The organism is Buchnera aphidicola (Chaetogeoica yunlongensis), assembly GCA_039829965.1.
Taxonomy (GTDB): domain Bacteria; phylum Pseudomonadota; class Gammaproteobacteria; order Enterobacterales; family Enterobacteriaceae; genus Buchnera_B; species Buchnera_B aphidicola_BA.
This window is the reverse complement of sequence record CP139909.1, coordinates 266,572-289,940: the sequence shown is the minus strand read 5'-3', so window position 1 is coordinate 289,940 and position 23,369 is coordinate 266,572. Positions and strand designations below refer to the sequence as shown.

Here is a 23,369-nt window from a genome sequence, read left to right as displayed (position 1 = left end):
TAAAATTATGACTTTATTAAATTCATATTTCGGAGAATTTGGTGGAATGTATGTTCCACAAATTTTAATGCCAGCTTTATATACATTAGAAAAAGAATTTATAAAAGCTTTAAATAACAATCAATTTAATGATGAATTGTCAAAACTATTAAATAACTATGCTGGTAGACCTACTCCATTAACATTATGTAGAAATTTAACCAAGGGAACAAATACAAAATTATATCTTAAACGAGAAGATTTATTACACGGAGGAGCACATAAAACAAATCAAGTTTTAGGACAAGCGCTTTTAGCAAAACAAATGAATAAAAAAAATATTATTGCTGAAACAGGAGCTGGACAACATGGAGTGGCTGCAGCATTATCTTGTGCACTGTTTAATTTAAAATGTAAAATATATATGGGGGAACAAGATATTATTCGTCAAAAACAAAATGTTACTCGTATGAAATTATTCGGTGCTAAAATAATATCTGTAAAAAATGGATCAGGAACTTTAAAAGATGCATGCAATGAAGCTATTCGAGATTGGTCAGAAAATTATCAAACATCACATTATATGCTTGGAACAGTTGTTGGCCCACATCCCTATCCCACTATAGTAAAAAAATTTCAAAGTATTATTGGAATAGAAACAAAAAAACAAATTATTCAAGCAGAATCATGCTTACCTCATAAAGTCATTGCATGTGTTGGAGGAGGATCAAATGCCATAGGAATATTTTCATCGTTTTTAGAAAATAAATCAGTAAAATTAATTGGTGTAGAACCGGCTGGAGAAGGAATTAAAACAGGAGCTCATGGATCAACTTTACAATATGGTAGTACAGGAATTTATTTTGGAATGAAATCACCTATTATTCAAACAAAAGAAGGTCAAATAAAAACATCTTGGTCTATTTCTTCAGGATTGAACTTTCCAGGAGTAGGACCTGAACATGCTTGGTTAAAAAGTATTGGTAGAGTAATTTATGTTTCTATTACTGATAAAGAAGCGGTTTTTGCTTTTAAAAAATTGTGTGAATTAGAAGGTATTATACCTGCTCTAGAATCTTCTCATGCATTAGCATATGCTATAAAATTAATTTCCAAAAATCCAAAAAAAACACAAACAATTATAGTAAATATTTCAGGAAGAGGAGATAAAGACATTGATACTGTTAAAAAATATTTATATAATTCAAGGAGTTTATAATAATGATAAATCGTTATTGTAAAGTAAATAACCAACTTATATTAGAAAAAAGTCGTTTTTTTATACCATTTTTAGTTTTAGGTGATCCTTCTATAGAAATATCATTTAAAATAATACACACACTAATAAAAAATGGAGCAGATGGATTAGAACTAGGAATTCCATTTTCTGATCCATTAGCCGATGGTCCTACAATACAAAAAGCTAATTTACGAGCTTTTAAAGCTAATATTAATATTCATAAATGTTTTAACATGTTGTCAAAATTACGCAATATATACCCCAAACTTCCAATAGGAATCTTAATTTATGCTAATTTAATTTTTAGATATGGTATAGAGAATTTTTATAAAAAATGTAAAAAAATAGATATTGATTCAGTTTTAATAGCAGATTTACCAATAGAAGAATCTTTAATTTTTAGAACACATGCTAAAAGAAATGATATTAATCCTGTATTTATTTGTCCTCCAAACGCTAATAAAATTTTATTAAAAAAAATATCTGTTTATAATACTGCATATATTTATTTATTATCAAGACCAGGTGTTACAGGAATTAATAAATTTAATATATTTTTACTACAAGATCTTATTTTAAAATTAAAAAAATTAACATTATTTCCTATTATACAAGGTTTTGGAATAACTAACGCACAACAAATTAAGAATATTGTTTTATCAGGAGCATCTGGTGTGATTTGTGGATCTGTTATCATTGATACAATAGAAAATAATCTATATGATTATCAAATCATGCTTAATCAACTAAAAAAATTATCTAAAACCCTTAAACAAGCTACAACTATTTTAACTTGAATTTATATTAAATATAAAAAATATAATAATTGTTATATTTACTTATCATAATGAGTAAAATTAATAATTTCTATTATTACACTACTACTTTGATATCTTATATCTAGGAGAAAAAATGCATATTACGGCTAATTTATTATTCCGTGATACTATTAATTTTTTTAAATTAAAACGATCTACAATAATTATTTTTATATTATTATCATCTAGTTTAACTTTAACTATAGATAGTATTATTACTCCTAACATAAAATTTACATTTGATTTAAATCAATTGAATATTGATAAATATTATTCTGTATTAAATTTTTTTAAAACTCTCAATTTAGATCAACAAAAAATGTTGTTATTATCTTCAATAACTAGATCTTTTTCGTTATTAATAGGAAATACACTATTATTAGGAAATTTAATTAAATTTATTCAAAATACTTCATGCAATAAACTTACTAATTTTTTTGCGTCAAATAATTTATCTTTTAGGTTGTTTTTTAGATTAATGCAACTAATTTTTATCACTACTTTTATTACTCAATTAGGATTTTTATCTTTTGTTATTCCAGGTATGATTTTTTTTATTTTTTTTTCGTTGTCACCAATAATACTAATTACTGAAAATAAAACCGTTTTTGATTCTATTTATTTAAGTACTAAAATTATATTTCAACACTTTAAAATTATAATACCAGCTATAACATTTTGGTTGTGTTTAAAAGTATTGATTATATTAATTATTTCACATATAAAAATTTTATCTGAATATACAGAACTATTTATACTTAATTTATGTATGAACTTCATTTCGTCGATTTTAATAATTTATTTATTTCGCTTTTATATGTTATTTTCTAAAAATCAGAAATAATCATAACAAATATAGGTATAAACAAAATTATGAAATATTTTTTAAATATAATTCCTACGTTATCATTTTTTATTTCATACATATTTTACAATATTTTTATTTCATCTATTACACTAGTAATAACTTCATTTATTTCATTGATAATTACGAAATTAGCATATAAATCAATTAGTAAACATGACTTATTCAATCTAATCTGTATTATTTTTTTTGGATTATTAACCTTTTTTAGTCATAACAGTGATTACATAAAATGGAAAATAACAATATTATATTTATTAATTTTTTTAGGATTTTTAATAAATATATTTTTTATGAAAAAAACTTTTTTAGAAATCATTTTTGAAAATAAAATACATATATCAAAACACTCTTGGAAAAAATTAAACATCTTGTGGAGCTTATTTTTTTTAATGTGTTCTATTATTAATACCTACGTAATTTTTCTTTGCTCAGAAAAAACATGGGTTACATTTAAAGTCTTTGGATTAACTACATTAATGTTAATAGCTATAATTATCAGTGGACTATATACATATTCTTTAAAAATAAACCAACAAAATAATTAAAAACTTTAATATATTTTTACACACATGAATATAAAAAATCAAAAACCAAAAGGTAAAATTGTTTTGAGAACTCTTGCAATGCCTGCTGACACTAATGCAAATGGAGATATTTTCGGAGGATGGATCATGTCTCAAATGGATATAGGAGGAGCTATATTAGCTAAAGAATTAGTAAGAGGACGTGTAGTTACAGTAAGTGTAAACGGAATGACTTTTTTAAAATCTGTTGCAGTAGGTGATGTAGTAAGTTGTTATGCACAATGCATTCGTGTAGGAAATACATCTATTACTATAAAAATAGAAGTATGGATAAAAAAAGTATCTTCTGAATTATTAGGACAATCTTATTGTACAACAGAAGCAATATTTGTTTATGTAGCTGTAGATGAACTAGGGCAACCTAGAACTATTCTTCCAATAAATAATACTATGATTTAGTAACATTTTTAATAATAATATCAAAAATACTCATTTTTAATTATAAATTTTAAATTTTTAATAAATATGTTTAAAAAAAATCAATATATATTATATACACTATATTGATATATTAAAATTAAACTAAGTTAACAAATAAAATTAAATATTTAATATGTTTCAATTATATACTTAAAAAAAGTACCAGAAATATAAATTTTAACAACATATAATATTAAAAAATTACTTTTTGTTGAAACAATTTACAAAATTAATAGGAATTTTATTATATGATGCATTATATACCTATAATAATACCTTGGTTAATTATTTTTAGCTATTGGTCAATGATTATTATAGTTACTTTTCGAATACTGTCTAAACGAAGAACTATTTCATCTATTATTGCATGGATTTTAGTGATTCATATTTTTCCACTCATAGGTATGTTAATTTGGTTTTTATTTTCAGAATCATATCTCGGAGAACGAAGGTTAAAATTATCAAAAACTATATGGTCTAAAAAACATAAATATTTAAAAAGATTAAAATCTTATAACTATATTTATGAGAGTAAAAATATTAGCGAAGTAGCTAAATCACTATTTCAATTATGTAAACACAGGCAAGGAATATCAGGGATAAAATTTAATAAATTAAAAATATTAAAAAATACTCAAGAAATAATAAAAAATTTAATTCGAGATATTTCACTGGCTAAAAATACTATTGAAATAGTTTTTTATATTTGGAAACCTGGAGGATTAGCAGATAATGTAGCCGTAGCTTTAATTCAATCAGCCAAGAAAGGAATAAAATGTAGATTAATGCTAGATTCAGCTGGAAGTTTAGATTTTTTTCGAAGTAAATGGGTTAAAATTATGAAACAATCAGGTATTCAAATAGTTGAAGCATTAAAAATAAATTTATTGCAACTATTTTTTAGAAGAATGGATCTTAGACAACATAGAAAATTTATATTAATTGATAATTATATAGCATATACAGGGAGTATGAATCTAGTAGATCCAGATTTATTTAAAAAATCATTAGGAATAGGAAAATGGATAGATTTAATGATTCGAATAGAAGGACCTGCAACAACTACTATGGGAATGATATATTCTTGTGATTGGGAAATGGAAACCGGAAAAAAAATTTTTCCTAGAAAAATAAGATATAATTTTAAATCTTCTATATATTCAATAAAAAATTATACTTCTATAATTCAAATAATAGCTTCTGGGCCAGGATTCACCGAAAATATGATTCACCAAGCTTTGTTAATAGCTATTTATTCTGCAAAAACAGAATTGACTATGACTACTCCTTATTTAGTTCCTAGTGATGATTTATTATATGCAATATGTACAGCTGCTCAAAGAGGAGTAAATGTAAACTTAATTATACCAAAAAGTAATGATTCTTTATTAGTTAAATGGGCAAGTAGAGTCTTTTTTAGTGAATTATTAGAATCAGGAGTCAATGTTTATCAATTTGAAAATGGAATACTTCATAGTAAAAGTGTTTTAGTAGATACACAATTAAGCTTAATAGGAACAGTAAATTTAGATATGAGAAGTTTATGGTTAAACTTTGAAATCACACTAGTAATAGATGATAAAAATTTCGGAAAGTCCCTATCTATTATACATAAAGAATATATTTCTAATTCAACATTACTTGATTTAAAAAGCTGGAATATGAGATCTTTCTGGAAAAAAATAATAGAAAAAATTTTTTATTTTTTAAGTCCACTATTATAATTATAAATGCAAAATTTATGAAATTAATAATTTAAAAATATATTATTAAGTAAAATATTTCTATAAACCTTATTTTTATAAATTTTACTTAAATGTTTTTTAAATTATAATTATTCTTATATTAAAGTCAATGTATTTATTACAGATACGTACAAAATAAAAATTATATTTTTATTTTATTTTTTTAATATGATTAAAACAATATAATATTTTTTAATCATTAAGTAAAATTCATTTTTTCATATTAATTACATTTTTTAATGCATATTGATTTTTTTATTTTTTTCTATAAAAACTTATTAAAAAATAAAATATAATATTTAAAAGATAGCTAAATCTTTATCATCAAAAACAATTTTATTTTTGTGATTTTTACTATAATTAAATTTTATTATTATATAAGTATTATAATTATTTCTAACTTAAATTTTTTGATTCAGGCACTAAAACATAAATTTTATATTTACGAATAATTTTTTTTACTCATCTTATCTATACACGCCATTCCAAACGCAGATAAAACAAATGTCAAATGTATTAATACACACCACATAATTTTATCGTTAGATATTTTATCTGCATCCATGAATAATCTTAACAAATGCACAGAAGAAATAGCTACAATTGAAGATGCTACTTTGTTTTTTATAGAATTTACATCCATGGTACCCATCCATCCTAATTTCTTGCTATTTACTTTAATATCCATTTTAGAAATAAAATTTTCATACCCAGAAAACATTACCATAACTAAAAGTCCCCCAACTAATGCAATATCAATTAGAGATAACACTATTAAGATTAATCCTGATTCAGACATGACTAAAATTTTTGGAATAACAAGAATTATTTGTTGAAAAAATTTCAATGTTAATAATATAAAACCAAACGATAAACCAATATACACTGGAAACATTAGCCAACGTGAAGCATAAATTGTTTTTTCAATTAATCTTTCCATTAAAATTTTTTATCCTATAATTAATTTAAAAATAAATATATTTTTTCAATATAAAATATTTATTTAATACTATTAAATTTTTGATGATTTTTATTTTGAAAAAATTATCATAAATTAATACATAATTTTTATCTATTAAAGTATAACTTTAACTATTTATTTCTTAATATTAAAATATTAATCAACATAATTAATAAATAAAATTTTTTTAAAAATAATGTACAAATATTTTAAATATTAAAAAATTATTTTTAAATTTATTCTATATAAAATAAATTTTTATTTTTTAATATTATATATATCTAAAAAAGTATACAAAACTATATCTTTTATTATTAAACTATTTTTAGTTATAAAATATAGAATTTTATACAATATCAAAATAATTTTAAAATTATATTAATAATATGAATATATTCACGTCAAATTTATAATTCTAGTTATACAACAAAAATATATTTTATCACTAAAATTATTAAAATTAATATTACTTGATAAGACTAAAAATAAAACTTAAAAATCACTAAACATTCTTTATAAAAAATATTTATATGTATTAAAATCTATATTATAATATATAATATAAGTAGGCTATTTTTCGTTATTTTTCAATGGGTAAAAAATGACCCATTTTATCTGCTTTGGTATTTAGATACTTAGTATTTTTTGAATTTCTACCTACAATGAGAGATATTCTTTCAATGATTTTAATTCCTAAACTATTTAAAATGGTGACTTTTAAAGGATTATTTGTTAATAATTTTATTTGTTGAATATCTAATATTTTAAATATATCTGCGCACACAGTAAAATCTCGCTCATCTGCAGAAAATCCTAAATAATGATTAGCCTCAACAGTATCTAAACCAACATCTTGTAATGAATATGCAAGTATTTTATTAGATAATCCAATATTTCTTCCTTCTTGACGATGATATATTAAAATACCACAACCTTCTTTAACTATTTTACTTAAGGCTAATTTTAGTTGGAAACCGCAATCACATCGTTTGCTAAATAATGCATCACCAGTCAAACATTCAGAATGAACTCTAGATAATATTGGACTACTTTTATTGTTAATATTTCCATAAACTAATGCTATATGATTTTTTTTTGTATCTTTTTCTTCAAATGAAATCACTAAAAATTCACCAAAAGAAGTAGGTAACTGTGCTTCTGCTATTTTTCTAAGATTCATATGCTTTCCAAGAATATTATATATGTTTTAAATATTAATATAAAAAATTTTTATATAAAAATATATTTAAACTTTTTAAATTTAAAATAACTATATAATAATATTATACTTATAAATTTATCATCTTTCTAAACATAAACTATTTAAAATTTTTAATTTAAGTATTAAAATATTATAATCTTGTTGAAAATAAATTTTGATTTAAAAAAATAGTTTCTAAACGATAGAGTTATATTAATACGCCAAAATATATAAATTATTTAATTTTAAAAATATTCAATATAGAGTTTCAATAATTTACTATTTTATTATTGAATAATTTTTTAATAACTTATTTCATTAAAATATACGAAATATAAAATTTATATAGTAAAATTAATCACAAAAAAAATAGTACAGTATTTGTTATATTATATAATAATTAAAATATTTTTTAAAAATTTAATTTATTTATTTTACTTATTGAATATTAATTATTAATTAGCACAATTGAATTGTTCTTCAGCATGATATGAAGAACGCACTAATGATCCACAAAAGACCTTTTTAAATCCAAAAGATAATGCTTCTTTTTTAATTTCTTGAAATTCATTAGGGGTAATATATTTTTGCACAGGAAAATGATCTAAACTAGGTTGAAGATATTGACCTATAGTTAAAATAGTTACTCCATGACTTAATAAATCTTTCATGACATTCATAGTTTCCTTATATGTTTCTCCTAAACCTAACATTAAACCAGATTTAGTCGGTACATTAGGATTTAATTTTTTAAAATATTCTAGTAATTGTAGAGAATTTTTATAGCTAGCACCGGGTCTTATTAATTTATATAATCTAGGAACGTTTTCTAAATTATGATTAAAAATATCTGGAGGTGAAATGCTTATAATTTTACACGATTTTTTCATTACACCTCTAAAATCAGGTACTAATATCTCAATTGTAACATTTTTATTTTGTCTAATAGCTTGAATACAGTTAGAAAAATGTCGAGCTCCACGATCTTCTAAATCATCTCTTACTACAGAAGTAATAACTACATGACGTATTTTCATATCAAATATAGCTTTAGCAAGAAAAGCCGGTTCATCTTTATTCACAAAACTAGGTTTTCCATGATCTACAGCACAAAATGGACAACGTCGTGTACATATAGAACCTAAAATCATAAACGTTGCTGTTCCTTGATGAAAACATTCAGTTAAATTAGGACATAACGCTTGCTCACATACAGTATGTAAATTATATTTTCGTAAAATAGACATAATATGTTGTATCTTTTTAAAACTTATTGGTAATTTTGTCTTTATCCAATTAGGTTTTTTTAATATCTTAGAATTATAATTAGATAAAAATGTTATTGGAATATTTTTTTTATATGGAAGTTTTTTTTTGACACCAATATTCAATAGATTATTTCTATTCATAACTTATAAAATCCTTATATTTAGAAAAAATTATAAATATTTTTTGAAATTAATAATATATATAAATTATAGATTTGTATATTTGAAATACAAAATAACTAAAATAATTTACTATAAAGTAAGATTTATAAAAAATTTTTTTTTATTTTTTGTATTAATACACGTTGAATTGTTTTAAAACATAAATTAGGTTGTATATCAGCTATTTGTGTACTCTCAAAATCATTACCACAAGCATAAATATATCGAAAAGGTAATAAATTCATATTTATATTTAAAGACATTCCATGAAACGAACAACCATTTTTTATACGAAGACCTATAGAACATATTTTCTTATTATTAACATAAATCCCAGGAAAATTATTTAGTAAGTATGAATTAATAGAAAAATATTTTAAAGTAGACAGTATAGTATCATACATACATGAAATTAATTTTCTTACTGTAATTTTTCGACGTGATAAATTAATTAAAAAATACATGATTAACTGTCCTGGAGCATGGTATGTAATTTTACCCCCTCTATTACTAAATACAACAGGTATATTATTTTCAATTAAAAATTTAATTTTATTTTCTTGAACACCTATAGTAAAAACTGGATAATGTTGAACTAACCATACTTCATCTTTAGTAAAATTCGTTCTATTAATAGTGAAATTATACATATTAGAACATACATTTTGAACACTACGTAAACCTAAATTACGTATTTTTATGCTTTTTATATACATAATATAGCTCTTATTAAATCACAATTAAATTGTTTAGTATTAAAAATCAATAATATAGAATAATTGTTTTATCGTAAAATAAATTTATCAATGTCATATTTAATATTAAATCATATATATTAATGTATATAATATATCCTAAAAAAAAATAGATTTTACACCAAGTACTATAAATTCTATTCCTAGAGACATTAATAATAAACCCATAATTCTAGTCATAATATCAATTCCAGAAACACCTAAAGCTCCAACCACCATAGGAGAAATTTTAAATAAAGTCCAACAAAAACATGAAAATAAAATAATAGTTATTATACATCCTAATATATTTATTATGCTAGAATGATGTGTACTCCAAACAATTGTAGAACTAATAGCACCAGGACCTGCTATCAAAGGCATAGCTAAAGGCACAATAGAAATATTTTGAGATGTTTTATTTTCAAATTTTTTATTTTTATGACTATTTTTATTATTAACTAATTTTCCGCTAATCATAGACATAGCTATCATTATAATTAATATACCTCCAGAAATTCTAAAAGAATTAATTGAAATACCAAATAAATCTAAAATATAGTTTCCAAACAATAAAGACATAGATAAAATAATTGTCACTGAAAAATTAGTTATAAAATTAGTTTTATTTCTTTCAGACATAGATTGATGATGAGTCATACTAGTAAAAATTGGAATCATACCAATAGGATTCACTAAGGCGCATAAACTGAAAAAAAAACTAATATAAATTGATAAATCAAACATAAAAATATTCATATTTTCCTCCAAAAATAAAATTGAGTTAAAATAGAAAAAATAAATAAAAAATAAATTCAAAATTTAATTTGACATTTATGTTTTATATAATTAGTGTATACAAATAATTTATATTAAAATTTTTTATAAATAAGTTAATTAAACTCTAAATATTACAAATTTATAAGTAAATTACTGTTTTCATATTGAAAATTAATTAGAAACATATTTTATAAATTATATTTTAAAAATTTAAATAGGTTTTCCTATTAAACTTCTAGTATTTATTCGCACATTGATCAATTTAACTTTAATTATATCAGATACACAATATATTTTTTTTTCATTGATATAAACTGTTCCTTTTTCATGATTAAAAAATAATTCTCGATGAAAATCATGTAAAAAAGAAGCGGGGATAAAAATATTTGCACCATATTTTAGAGATTTTACTTTTATACCAGATTTAAAAACATCAACAATTTCTGCTTTAAAAATTTTGTTTTGATACTTCTCTGAAGAAAAAAATTGTATATATAACCAATCTATTATATCTCTTTCGGCCATTTTTAAAAGTTTACGTCGATTATTAATTTTTAATAAAACATCAATTCCAGGTCTAGTAGCATTTGTATCTGTAACAATAGATTTTAACAATCTATGATTTATCATGTCACTATATTTTCTAATTGGTGATGTCCATGTGGCATAATTTTTTAATCCTAACGAGAAATGAGGTCCTGGAATGCACTGTATTTCTGCAAAAGATTGGCTTTTTGTAATTCTATTATTCAAATATCGATATGAATTATTATTTAAAAAACGTTTTAATTTACAAAATCCTTCTAATGTTTGAATTTCTTTACTATCAATTACAATACCATATTCACATAATAATTTTGCTATATATTCACTATTAGTAGAATCAAAACCAAGATGAACATTATAAATTCCAAATCCTAATTTTTCAGACAATTTTTGTGCTGCACATATATTAGCTGTAATCATAACTTCTTCTATAATTTTATGAGCTATTCTTCTATTTTCTAAAGAAATACTTAAAACTTTAAAATCATTAGATAATTTAAAACGATATTCAGGATTTTCTTGAAATAATAATGCATAATTCTTCCTCCATGAATTTCTTATAATAAATATATCATTTAACATACATAACTGATTAGCTGTATCTCTAGATTCTGGAATCCAATGTCCTGTATGTTCTAACCAATCGGATACATGTTCATATACCAATTTTGCTTTAGATTTAATCCATGCTAAAAAAAAATAAGTATAATTGTGTAAAATAGAACCATCTTTATCTATTCTAATTTTGCAAGCAAGTACTGGACGACGTCTATTTAATTCTAAAGAACATTTGTGTTCAGATAATTGCAATGGTAACATTGGAATAGTTAATCCTGGCAAATAATTAGTATAACTTCTTTCTAACGCATATTTATCTAATGAGCTACTTAACGGGATATATGAAGTAGAATCTGCAATAGCAACTATTAAATCAAAAACACCTTGAGAATATGATTCTACATATACAGCATCATCAATGTCTCGTGTAGTAATACTATCAATAGTAATAAAATTCAAATGTGTTAAATCTTTTCTTAATACAGAACTATCAAAAGTAATTGAACTAGAATTTAATTCATGACATTGAGACTCTAATTGATAATGTGCAAGAGTCACTAACCAAGGAGCTAAAAAATCTTCTTTGTTTATTATATATTCCGTTAATTTAGCTAAAAATTTATGATGTCCAGATATTAATTTATGTTTGACTAATATTGCTGTAGCCCAATCTCCTGTTTTTGCATGTTTAGGTAAATTACAAGAGACAATACAAACAATCCCAGTTTTTAAAAACGGATAATTTGGTATAATAGATACTACAGATTGATTAATTTGAATTTTTCCAACAAATCTAGTCAAAAAAGGTTCAATTAATTTTTCAGGGTCAGCAATTTCTCTAAAATTTTCTATTTTTAATAATGCAGTAATGCGATCTCCATGCATTACTTTTTTCATTTTTGTAGGTGGGATAAAATAACTAGTATTAGAATCTATTTCTAAAAAACCAAATCCTTTATCAGTACTTTTTACTATACCCTCTATTCTAGATGTTTTTGAGCTTAATTTTTTTTTTAATTTAAATAATAATGGATTATTATGAAACATAGTTCTACAACCTATTTTGAAATAGATATATAAATCTTTTTTAAATAAAATATATATAGAGCTATTTGAAGTTATTCATAGCAGTGATATGTAATCCTCCATCTACATAAATTATTTGCCCTGTAATTCCTTTAGATAAATCTGAAGATAAAAATGCAGCAACATTTCCTACATCTTGGATAGTAATAGGATTTTTATTAGGAGAACACATAGTAGTAAAATTTAGCAATTTTTTAAAATTTTTAATACCATATATAGACAATGTTTTGAGTGGAGATGGAGATATGGCATTAACGCGAATACCATTTGGCCCCATATAATAAGCCATATACTTTACATTAGATTCTAATGCTGCTTTAGCGATTCCCATAACATTATAATTAGGAATAACTCGTTGAGATCCTATATAACTTAAAGTTAATAAGGAAGCATTAGTTTTTAATATATTTCTACATTCTTTAGCCATACCAGAAAAACTATAACAACTTACATCTAACACCCTAGAAAAATCAGTTCTAGTAATATTATTTATATAATCTCCAGATAACTGTTTTTTAGAAGAATGAGCAATTGAATGAACAAAACCATCAAATTTATTCCATTTTTTTTTAATACAAAAAAATAATTTTTTAATACTGTTATCATTAGTAACATCACACGGAATCACAAGTTTTACTCCCATTTCATTTGCTATATTAAGCACTTTTTTTCTTGTTTTTTCAGTATGATATGTAAAAGCTAATGTAGCATTTTGTTTATATAAAGATTGTGCTATACCATATGCAATAGAATATTTATTTGCTATACCTGTAACTAAAATTTTTTTTCCATCTAATAAACCCATATAACACCTAAAACAATTTATATATTTTGATTATGATGAAAATATAAACAATAAAAATTTAATATAGTATGACATACTTCCTTCTAGAATTATATTACATTATATAAAACCATGATATTTTAAAAATACAATTAAATTGATTTTTTCAATGTAATTTATAACACAAAACTTTTAAAAAAGTTCAATGAAATGTTATTTATAATTCATTTTTAACATTAAAAACTCTTAAAAACCTGTTTAAAAGATTAATATAAAAAATAATTATAACATAACGTAATATTTTAAAATTATGAAATTTAAATAAAATTTTATTACATAAAATATTAATATATGCTGTATCTATTAAACATTGATTTTTTTATTTAATAAAATAAGATGGAGATAATATAATCTATTTTACTTTGATATAGCAGCAAACGTTTTTATTTTTATTAAACAGATTAATTGAAATTAGTTTAATAAATTTAGAATTTTCTAATAACAACTTTTTTTTAAAATTATAAATATTATTTTGAATAAAAAAATGTATGTTTAAATAAATATTTTGTATAAATAATTAAATATATAAATAAAATTAAATTTTGTCATTTTACTTATATATTTTATTTATCACAATTATATATAAATTACACAATAAATTACCAAAAAAACTTAATCCTATTAGTATAACTGTAAAATTAAAATAATAATTAATCTTAAAAAATTTTTTTATCAAACATTTTAACTAACTGAGAAGCTAAACCTAAATAATTTTCTGGAGTTAAATTAATTAATTTTTTTTTATCTTCATCTTTAATTTTTAATGTTTTAATATAATTTAAAATGATATTAGAAGTTATTTTTTTACCTCTAGTTAAATTTTTTAATTTCTGATAAGAATTTTTTACTCCATATTTACGCATAATTGTTTGAATAGGTTCTGCTAATACTTCCCAATGTCTATTTAAATCTTTAAGTAATATTTTCTTATTTATTTGTAATTTTTTAATACCCAAAATAATAGAATCATATGCAATTATAGAATAAGATATCGCTGTTCCAATATTCCTAAGTACTGTGGAATCACTCAAATCTCTTTGCCAACGAGAAATAGGTAATTTTTCAATAAAATAATTAATAATAGCATTTGATAATCCTAAATTACCTTCAGAATTTTCAAAATCAATAGGATTAATTTTATGAGGCATAATAGAAGAACCAATTTCTTGAATTTTTAATTTTTGATTAAAATAATTCAAAGAAATGTAACCCCAAATATCTCTATTAAAATCAATTAAAATAGTATTAACACGCGAAATACAGCTAAAAAACTCAGAAATATAATCATGAGGCTCTATTTGAGTAGTATATGGATTCCACACTAATCCAAGAGAATTTACAAATTCTTGACTAATTTTATACCAATCTAAATTAGAATAAGAAAAATAATGTGCATTATAATTACCTACCGATCCATTAAGTTTTCCTAAAATTTCTATGTTTTTAAATTGTTTTAATTGACGTTGTAATCTATATACAAAATTAATAAGTTCTTTACCCATGGTAGTAGGAGTTGCTGGTTGACCATGAGTTCGAGATAACATAGGAACATCATGATAACGAAAAGCCATATTTTTTATTTCTATTAAAATTTTTTTCCAAATAGGAATAATTAATTTTTTTTTGGAGTTTTTTAATATTAAACCATATGCTAAATTATTAATATCTTCTGAAGTACAGCTAAAATGAATAAATTCTAAAATAGAATGTTTTCCTAAAAGTTTAGATAATTTATTCTTTAAAAAATATTCTATAGATTTTACATCATGATTATTTTTTTTTTCTAACTTTTTTATTTGATATGCATCTTTTTCATTAAAATTTATTATAATATTATCTAAATACTTAAAAATTTTACTATTATAATTAATTCCTAAGCTTTTTAATGAAAGAATTCTTTTTAGCCATAATATTTCAATTTTTACTCTGAATTTTAAAAAAGCATATTCACTAAAATAACAACGTAATTTAATAGTTTTACTACTATAACGTCCATCTATTGGAGAGATAGCAAAAAGCGAAGATAAACTCATTTAACAAACACCTCTCATAACGTTTTATAGAAAAATATAACATACAATAATTTATATTTGTTTTATTAATCTTTTCAAAACAATATTAACATAACAATATACATATTTTTTTTTAAAAATTAACTAGAAAAACTTTTTTCTACCTGTTTCTATAAAACTATTGATTTAATACTTGATAGTGATAAATGTCTTGTACTATTTTTGTATCGATACATCATACAATATTTCTTTAACCTAAAAATTTATGTTATAAAATTTAAAATGCTAATTTTATCTAAATATATATTAGACAATTTTTCTTCTAAAATATTATAGGTAAAATTTTTATCTATATTTCCTATTTTTAATAAAAATAACTTTTGAGATAAAATATTCAAAAATATAAAAATTTTTGTAATTTATGTTCCAAAATTATTAAATCTAAAATACAATGTACAATACTCTCATAATATTTATTCTTGAAATATAAAACATTAATATTTTTAAAACCAAGATATTATCGTTTTTATGTCTAATTCTACATTTTATTCATCATTTTTGTATACCGATAACATAGCTTTAAGATTAAGAACTAAAGTGCTATTAATGAAATACTTGAAATAACTTATTATAACAAAATCCTGTTGATAATAATTTATACATCAACACAATAAACTAACATATTCTTGAAAAAAATTATTTCATAAAATAAAAATTTTTAATGTTAATTTTTAACATTATCTAAACAAAATATAAAATATTTATGAAAAATAAAAAAAACTATTATTTTAAACAGGCAATCTTTTTTTTATAATACCACCTCCAAGACATATATCTGATACATAAAAAACTACTGATTGTCCTGGAGTAATAGAAGATTCCGGTTTATAAAAAATAATCTTAATATTTTCTTTTGTTAAAAAGGTTATTTTACATGCAACGTCTAAATGACGATATCTAGTTTTTATTGTGCAATTCAATGATTTTTTAATATCAATATCACAAATCCAATGTACTTCATCTGCTATTAATCCTTGTGACATTAACTCTGAATTATTTTTACCTTGTGAAACGATTAAAGTATTATTAGAAATATTTTTATTAACTACATACCAAGAAATGTTTTTAAAACCTTTTAAACCTCCTATACCTAATCCTTTACGTTGACCTAAAGTATAATGTATTAACCCATAATGTTGACCTATTTTGGTGCCTGAAGTAGTAATAATATTTCCTTTTTTATGTGGCAAATAACGATTTAAAAATTTTCTAATATTTTTAGGATTAATGAAACAAATTCCAACTGAATCTTTTTTATTAGCGACTACTAAATTATTTCTATGAGCAATTGATCTAACTTGAATTTTAGTTAAATTTCCAATAGGAAATAAACATTTTTTTAATACTTTTTGAGTAATAGTATATAAAAAATAACTTTGATCTTTATTTTTATCTACACCTCTTAACAATAAATATTTATTATTCATAATACCTTTTCGAACATAGTGCCCTGTAGCAATATAATCAGCTTTTAAATCTGTTATTGAATATTCAAAAAAAACTTTAAATTTAATTTCTTTATTACATAAAATATCAGGATTTGGAGTTCTTCCTATTTTATATTCAGATAAAACTTTTTTAAATACATGTTCCCAATATTCATAAGAAAAATTAACATTGTATAAAGGAATATTTAGTTGTTTGCATACGTTTTTTGCATCTCTTAAATCTTGTATTGAAGAACAATGAGAAATATTATCATCTTCTTCCCAATTTTTCATGAACAATCCCTTAACACAATATCCCTGATTTTTTAAAATATATGCTGATACTGATGAATCTACACCACCTGACATTGCTAAAATTACTGTTTTATTTAATTTACACATGTTTTTTATTTAACTTTAAATATTAATTGTAGTAAGTTTTAAAAAATTTAATCATTTTAATAAAAATCACTATTATAAATAACAATAAATTTTATAAAATCTAGAATTTTTATTAAAAAAAAAAATTATAGTATATAATATCTTAATAATAAAAATAAAATTTACCAGAATAAAATTATAATTCGTAAAGCTCTTACATTAATTAAACATTCTAAGAAACATATATAAATCGCACTATTAATAAATATAATTAATAGCATATGAATCAATTTTTACATTGAGGGCTATTCTTTTAATACATGGAAACAATTAGAAACTTTTCAATTATTGCACATATTGATCATGGAAAATCTACTATTTCAGACAGATTAATACAAATATGTGGAGGATTATCAAAAAGAGAAATGCGAGATCAAGTATTGGATTCTATGGAGTTAGAAAAAGAAAGAGGTATTACAATAAAATCTCAAAGTGTCACTATTAAATATAAAAATTCATACAATAAAATTTTTAAATTTAATTTTATTGATACTCCTGGACATGTAGATTTTTCGTACGAAGTATCTAGATCTTTATCTGCATGTGAAGGTGCATTATTAATAATTGATGCCTCACAAGGAATAGAAGCACAAACTATAGCAAACTGTCGTGCCGCTTTAGACATGAATTTAAAAATTATACCTGTATTAAACAAAATTGACTTACCAACCGCAAATCCTCAACAAATAAAAAATGAAATTAAACATGTTATTGGATTATCTACTAAAAATATAATTTTATGTTCTGCTAAAACTGGAGAAGGTATTACTAATTTATTAGAACAAATAATATTTACTATTCCATATCCAAAAGGTAATCCTCATGCTCCATTACAAGCATTAATTATAGATTCTTGGTTTGATTGTTATTTAGGAGTAGTATCATTAATTAGAATAAAAAATGGTATTTTAACTAAAAAACATAAAATTAAAATCATGAGTACAGAAAAAACTTACAATGTAGAAAAAATAGGAATTTTTACTCCTAAACCAATACTGAAAGAATTTTTAAAATGTGGTGAAATTGGATGGATCATTTGTGGAATACGAAATATTACCGGAGCTCCTGTTGGTGACACTATTACTCAATATAAAAATAGTGCCAATCAAGCATTACCGGGGTTTAAAAAAATTAAACCTAAAATTTATGCAGGATTATTTACTACTCAATCTAATCAATTTAATATTTTCAGAGATGCATTAGAAAAATTAAGTTTAAATGATTCGTCTTTATTTTATGAATCTGAACACTCTTTAGCGTTAGGGTTTGGTTTTAGATGTGGTTTTTTAGGACTTTTACATATGGAAATTATTCAAGCTAGATTAGAAAGAGAGTATAATCTTGTAATAATATCTACACCGCCAACTGTTGTTTACAAAATATTAATGTTGAATAACAAAACTCATTATTTAGATTCACCACACAAATTATCAGAGTTAAAAAATATAAAAGAAATTAAAGAGCCTATTGCAAAATGTTTAATTTTATCACCAGAAAAATACTTAGGAAATATATTATTATTATGTTCAAAAAGAAGAGGAACACAAAACAATATTTTGTATTATAACAATCAAATTATATTAGATTACAGTATACCAATGTCAGAAGTAGTTCTAAATTTTTTTGATCAATTAAAATCAGTATCTAGTGGTTATGCTTCATTAGAATATAATTTTGAATCATATAAACATTCTAATGTAAAATGTTTAGATATTTTTATAAATTATAAAAAAATAGACGCTTTGTCAACAATGATTCATTATTCAAAAATATCAGTTTGTTCCAAAGAAATAGTAAAAAAAATAACTAATTTAATTCCTAGACATCAATTTGATATTATAATTCAAGCTATGGTAGGTAAAAAAGTAATTATTAAAAGCACTATTAAACAACTAAGAAAAAATGTTTTAGCAAAATGTTATGGTGGAGATATTACTAGGAAAAAAAAACTATTATATAAACAAAAACTAGGAAAAAAAAGAATGAAAAAAATTGGTAATGTTAATATACCTCATGAAGTATTTTTAGCAGTGTTAAATAATAATTCTAATTAATTATCAATATTCTGTTTCATTTAAAATATAGGATAAATAAACATATGTCTAATTATTTATCAACTTTTTTATTAATTTGTTCATTAGTAACTGGAATTCTATGGTGTTTAAATAAAATTTTTGCTTTTTTATATAAAAACAAAACTATTTCATTATTAAACTACACTTGTAATTATGTAAAAATAAAAAATTTTATTCAAATAATTGCATCATTTTTTCCTATTATAATAACAGCATTTATAATACGCACATATATTTATGAGCCATTTCAAATTCCATCTGAATCTATGATACCTAGTTTATTTCCAGGAGATTTTATTTTAGTAGAAAAATTTTCTTATGGAATCAAAAGCCCTATCTCTCAAAATATAATTTTTTTTAAAAATTCTCCAAAAAGAGGTGATGTTGTTGTCTTTCGCCATCCTAAAAATACTTCTCTAAACTATATTAAAAGAATAATTGGGTTACCAGGTGACATAATTACATACGATATATTAACTAAACAATTAATGATAACTTCCAATAGTGATAAAAAAAAACATATAAAATTAAATTTTGTAAATCATTTAAAAACTACTGTCAATGAGTCTTTTAAAAAACTTGAACCTGATACACTTTCTGTATATAAAAATATTGTTAAATATAATAAAAACAAATTTATTCAATTTAAAATTCATAAAGAAAAATTAGATTCTTTAACATATAATATATTATTAATAGATAATATATTTGATCAAAAAAATTTATATTATCAACAACCAAATCAAAAGCTAGGAACTTGGGTTGTTCCAAAAAATCATTATTTTGTATTAGGAGATAATAGAGATAATAGCTTTGATAGTCGATACTGGGGTTTTGTATCAAAAGACAATTTAATAGGAAAAGCAGTATTTATATGGATGCATTTAATTAAAGAACAAAAGGAATGGCCTACAGGTATTCAATTAAATAGAATTGGACGTATTAATTAAAAATTTTTCGTTGATACAACGATAAAATTTACGATGAGTATTCTTATTATTATTTTTTATTACTAATTCACTAATCTTTAAATTAGTAAAATCGGCATGCACATGAATCATACTGTAATACAAAAATTACAAAAAATATTGGGATATACTTTCATTAAAAAAGATCTTTTAGTTCAAGCTTTAACTCATAGAAGTGCAAATAGTAAACATAATGAAAGACTAGAATTTTTAGGAGATTCTATTTTAAGTTTTGTTATTGCAAATGCGTTATATCATTATTTTCCATATGTCAATGAAGGAGATATGAGTAGAATGAGAGCTACTTTAGTAAGAGGACATACATTAGCAAAAATTGCGTATGAATTTGACTTAGGAGATTATTTACAATTAGGACAAGGAGAATTAAAAAGCGGAGGATTTAAAAGAGAATCGATTCTTGCAAATACTGTGGAAGCACTTATTGGAAGTATTTTTTTAGATAGCAATTTATGTACTATAGAAAAACTAATTTTAAAATGGTATAAAAAAAGGTTAAAAGCTATTAATCCTAGCGATACACAAAAAGATCCAAAAACTAGATTACAAGAATATTTGCAATCTAAACATTTACCATTACCATCGTATTTAGTAGAACAAGTATATGGAGAAGCACATAATCAATTATTTACTATTTACTGTGAAATCATTGGAATTAATGAAAAAATAATTGGAATTGGTTCTAATAGAAGAAAAGCTGAACAAGAAGCAGCGCAAAATGCACTAATAAAATTGGGGTTAGAGTGAATAATCAAAAAAAATATTTTGGAAAAAGTATTTTAATTGGAAAATCAAATGTTGGTAAATCAACTATCATTAACAAATTAATAAAAACAAAAATATCCATTGTATCTAAAAAACCACATACTACACAAAATAATATTTTCGGAATCAAAAATATAGGTATAACACATCAACTAATTTATGTTGATACACCTGGAATATCTACAAAACATATTTATACCATTCAAAATAAAATTTTTAAAAATATAATAGCTTTATTATACGAAGTAAATTTCATATTTTTTGTTCTCGATAAAACAAATTGGACTTTTGAAGATGAGTATATTTTAAAAATTATAAAAAAATATTCTAAACCTACATTTGTTATTATTAATAAAATAGATAAAATTAATGATAAAAAACTTTTATTGCCATATATTTTTAATCTTAATAAAAAACATGTGTTCGAAAATATTATTCCTGTATCTGGTAAAACTGGAGAAAATATTAATTTATTATCCAACATAATTAAAAATAAACTGTCATTAGTATCACAACATAAATTCCCTATTAATGTTAAAACAACTTCTAATATCTATAAATATCTTTCAGAAATAATTCGAGAAAAATTTATATTGTATCTAGGCGATGAACTACCTTATTCAATAAAAGTTATAATTACTAAAATTATAGATAGATGTAATAATACATTGTATATAAAATCTTTAATTTTAATAAACAAAGGCCAACATAAAAAAATAATTATTGGAAAGAATGGACAAAAAATAAAACTATGCGGAACATTAGCAAGAAAAGCTATCGAAATATTTATTAAAAAAAAAATATATTTATCATTAGAAGTGACTAAAATAACAAAATATTATGAGCATTTTTGGAATAGGTATTGATATTTTATCAATTAAACGAATTACAAATATAATTAAAAAAAAATTAGATAAAAAATTTTCCTATAGAATATTATCTAACTATGAACTAAATATATTACTTTATAATAATTATAATAAAAAAAATTATACAAAATTTTTAGCTAATAGATTTGTTATTAAAGAAGCAGTCTCTAAAGCTTTAGGTACTGGTATGAAATATGGATTAAAATTTAATAATTTAGAAATTAGACACAATAAAGAAGGTAAACCTTATTTGAAATTTTTGTCTCATGCAAAAAAAATTACGAAAAATATAAATATTAAAAACATACATATTAGTCTTAGTGACGAAAAACTATATGTATGTGCAATAGTAATTATCGAAAACTAATAATATTGTTTATTTTTTAATAAAAAATGTATATTTTTGTAATTCCATTAATTTACTTAGAAATATTTATAAAATTATTTTCGTTTTTTTTTAAAAAAATTGTTTAAAAGATAGGAGCATTCTTTTTTAAGTATTTCTCGAGTAACTGAAAAATTTTTAAAAAAATTTTTATATACTATATAATTTTTACAACACATCATATATTTTTTTGAATTCTTATATCTTGTTCCAAAAACTAAACGAGAAATCCTACTGTGAAAGATTGCACCATAACACATACAACAAGGTTCTAACGTTACATACAGTGTAGAATTTAATAAACGATAATTCTTTAAATATTTAGCTCCTTTTCGCAATGCTAATATTTCTGCATGAGCTGTAGGATCGCTATTCAATATAGAACTATTAATTCCTGTTCCAATAATAGTATTATCTAATACCAATACAGAGCCAACAGGAACATCACCACCAATTTCAGCTAATTTAGCTAAATAGATAGCATATTTCATAAAATATTCATCATTAAAATTGTATGAAGATAAAATTTTTTTCATAATAATTTCTTTAAAAATT

The 23,369-nt window shown here is 22.2% G+C and carries 21 protein-coding genes; 11 read left to right on the top strand and 10 right to left on the bottom strand.

The features are described 5' to 3' along the window. Positions 1–7: 7 nt before the first annotated feature. The 6 genes from trpB to cls all read left to right on the top strand — a co-directional run bounded on the left by trpB (position 8) and on the right by cls (position 5,633). Positions 8–1,198: a tryptophan synthase subunit beta gene (gene trpB / locus UAR70_01275; GenBank protein XBC39971.1), complete on the top strand. Its 1,191-nt coding sequence runs from the start codon at positions 8–10 to the stop codon at positions 1,196–1,198. Between the two features lie 2 nt (positions 1,199–1,200). Next, positions 1,201–2,016, top strand: a complete 816-nt coding sequence (gene trpA, locus UAR70_01270) for a tryptophan synthase subunit alpha (GenBank protein XBC39970.1) — start codon at positions 1,201–1,203, stop codon at positions 2,014–2,016. A gap of 115 nt (positions 2,017–2,131) precedes the next feature. Then, positions 2,132–2,881, top strand: a complete 750-nt coding sequence (locus tag UAR70_01265; GenBank protein ID XBC39969.1) for a YciC family protein — start codon at positions 2,132–2,134, stop codon at positions 2,879–2,881. A 29-nt stretch (positions 2,882–2,910) separates the two neighbouring features. Then, complete coding sequence (locus UAR70_01260) at positions 2,911–3,450, top strand: inner membrane-spanning protein YciB (protein XBC39968.1); 540 nt, start codon at positions 2,911–2,913, stop codon at positions 3,448–3,450. 24 nt (positions 3,451–3,474) lie between these two features. Then, positions 3,475–3,888 carry an acyl-CoA thioester hydrolase YciA gene (gene yciA, locus UAR70_01255; GenBank protein XBC39967.1) on the top strand — a complete coding sequence of 138 codons (414 nt, stop codon included), beginning with the start codon at positions 3,475–3,477 and terminating at the stop codon, positions 3,886–3,888. A gap of 272 nt (positions 3,889–4,160) precedes the next feature. Continuing rightward, positions 4,161–5,633 carry a cardiolipin synthase gene (gene cls, locus UAR70_01250; GenBank protein ID XBC39983.1) on the top strand — a complete coding sequence of 491 codons (1,473 nt, stop codon included), beginning with the start codon at positions 4,161–4,163 and terminating at the stop codon, positions 5,631–5,633. A 463-nt stretch (positions 5,634–6,096) separates the two neighbouring features. On the opposite strand, the gene UAR70_01245 is transcribed toward cls, so the two are convergent. The 9 genes from UAR70_01245 to mnmA all read right to left on the bottom strand — a co-directional run bounded on the left by UAR70_01245 (position 6,097) and on the right by mnmA (position 17,695). Beyond that, on the bottom strand, positions 6,097–6,594 hold the full coding sequence (locus UAR70_01245) for a TIGR00645 family protein (GenBank protein XBC39966.1): 498 nt from the start codon (positions 6,592–6,594) through the stop codon (positions 6,097–6,099). A gap of 601 nt (positions 6,595–7,195) precedes the next feature. Next, on the bottom strand, positions 7,196–7,795 hold the full coding sequence (gene ribA / locus UAR70_01240; GenBank protein XBC39965.1) for a GTP cyclohydrolase II: 600 nt from the start codon (positions 7,793–7,795) through the stop codon (positions 7,196–7,198). Positions 7,796–8,271: 476 nt separating this feature from the next. After that, positions 8,272–9,225, bottom strand: a complete 954-nt coding sequence (lipA, locus tag UAR70_01235; GenBank protein XBC39964.1) for a lipoyl synthase — start codon at positions 9,223–9,225, stop codon at positions 8,272–8,274. A 125-nt stretch (positions 9,226–9,350) separates the two neighbouring features. Continuing rightward, on the bottom strand, positions 9,351–9,962 hold the full coding sequence (gene lipB / locus UAR70_01230) for a lipoyl(octanoyl) transferase LipB (protein XBC39963.1): 612 nt from the start codon (positions 9,960–9,962) through the stop codon (positions 9,351–9,353). Positions 9,963–10,100: 138 nt separating this feature from the next. Beyond that, positions 10,101–10,739: a YchE family NAAT transporter gene (locus UAR70_01225; protein ID XBC39962.1), complete on the bottom strand. Its 639-nt coding sequence runs from the start codon at positions 10,737–10,739 to the stop codon at positions 10,101–10,103. Between the two features lie 231 nt (positions 10,740–10,970). Continuing rightward, on the bottom strand, positions 10,971–12,911 hold the full coding sequence (locus tag UAR70_01220) for an exoribonuclease II (GenBank protein ID XBC39961.1): 1,941 nt from the start codon (positions 12,909–12,911) through the stop codon (positions 10,971–10,973). A 61-nt stretch (positions 12,912–12,972) separates the two neighbouring features. Further along, positions 12,973–13,755: an enoyl-ACP reductase gene (locus UAR70_01215; protein XBC39960.1), complete on the bottom strand. Its 783-nt coding sequence runs from the start codon at positions 13,753–13,755 to the stop codon at positions 12,973–12,975. A 695-nt stretch (positions 13,756–14,450) separates the two neighbouring features. After that, positions 14,451–15,827 carry an adenylosuccinate lyase gene (purB, locus tag UAR70_01210; protein ID XBC39959.1) on the bottom strand — a complete coding sequence of 459 codons (1,377 nt, stop codon included), beginning with the start codon at positions 15,825–15,827 and terminating at the stop codon, positions 14,451–14,453. Positions 15,828–16,594: 767 nt separating this feature from the next. Next, positions 16,595–17,695 (bottom strand): tRNA 2-thiouridine(34) synthase MnmA, encoded by a 1,101-nt coding sequence (gene mnmA, locus UAR70_01205; protein ID XBC39958.1) that lies wholly within the window; start codon positions 17,693–17,695, stop codon positions 16,595–16,597. A gap of 299 nt (positions 17,696–17,994) precedes the next feature. On the opposite strand from mnmA, the gene lepA reads away from it, so the two are divergent. From lepA to acpS, 5 genes are all read left to right on the top strand, one after another. Then, a complete protein-coding gene (gene lepA / locus UAR70_01200; GenBank protein ID XBC39957.1) occupies positions 17,995–19,788 on the top strand; it encodes a translation elongation factor 4 in 1,794 nt (597 codons plus the stop codon). Positions 19,789–19,832: 44 nt separating this feature from the next. Then, entirely contained in the window at positions 19,833–20,759 is a 927-nt protein-coding gene (lepB, locus tag UAR70_01195) for a signal peptidase I (GenBank protein XBC39956.1), read from the top strand. 102 nt (positions 20,760–20,861) lie between these two features. After that, a complete protein-coding gene (gene rnc, locus UAR70_01190) occupies positions 20,862–21,542 on the top strand; it encodes a ribonuclease III (protein XBC39955.1) in 681 nt (226 codons plus the stop codon). Beyond that, the gene (era, locus tag UAR70_01185; GenBank protein ID XBC39954.1) at positions 21,539–22,426 is read left to right on the top strand and encodes a GTPase Era; all 888 of its coding nucleotides are present in this window, start codon (positions 21,539–21,541) and stop codon (positions 22,424–22,426) included. Before rnc ends, era begins: the two co-directional genes overlap by 4 nt. Next, positions 22,401–22,796 (top strand): holo-ACP synthase, encoded by a 396-nt coding sequence (gene acpS / locus UAR70_01180; protein XBC39953.1) that lies wholly within the window; start codon positions 22,401–22,403, stop codon positions 22,794–22,796. The genes era and acpS overlap by 26 nt, the downstream gene beginning before the upstream one ends. A 74-nt stretch (positions 22,797–22,870) precedes the next feature. On the opposite strand, the gene tadA is transcribed toward acpS, so the two are convergent. Then, positions 22,871–23,350 (bottom strand): tRNA adenosine(34) deaminase TadA, encoded by a 480-nt coding sequence (tadA, locus tag UAR70_01175; GenBank protein ID XBC39952.1) that lies wholly within the window; start codon positions 23,348–23,350, stop codon positions 22,871–22,873. Between the last annotated feature and the right edge of the window lie 19 nt (positions 23,351–23,369).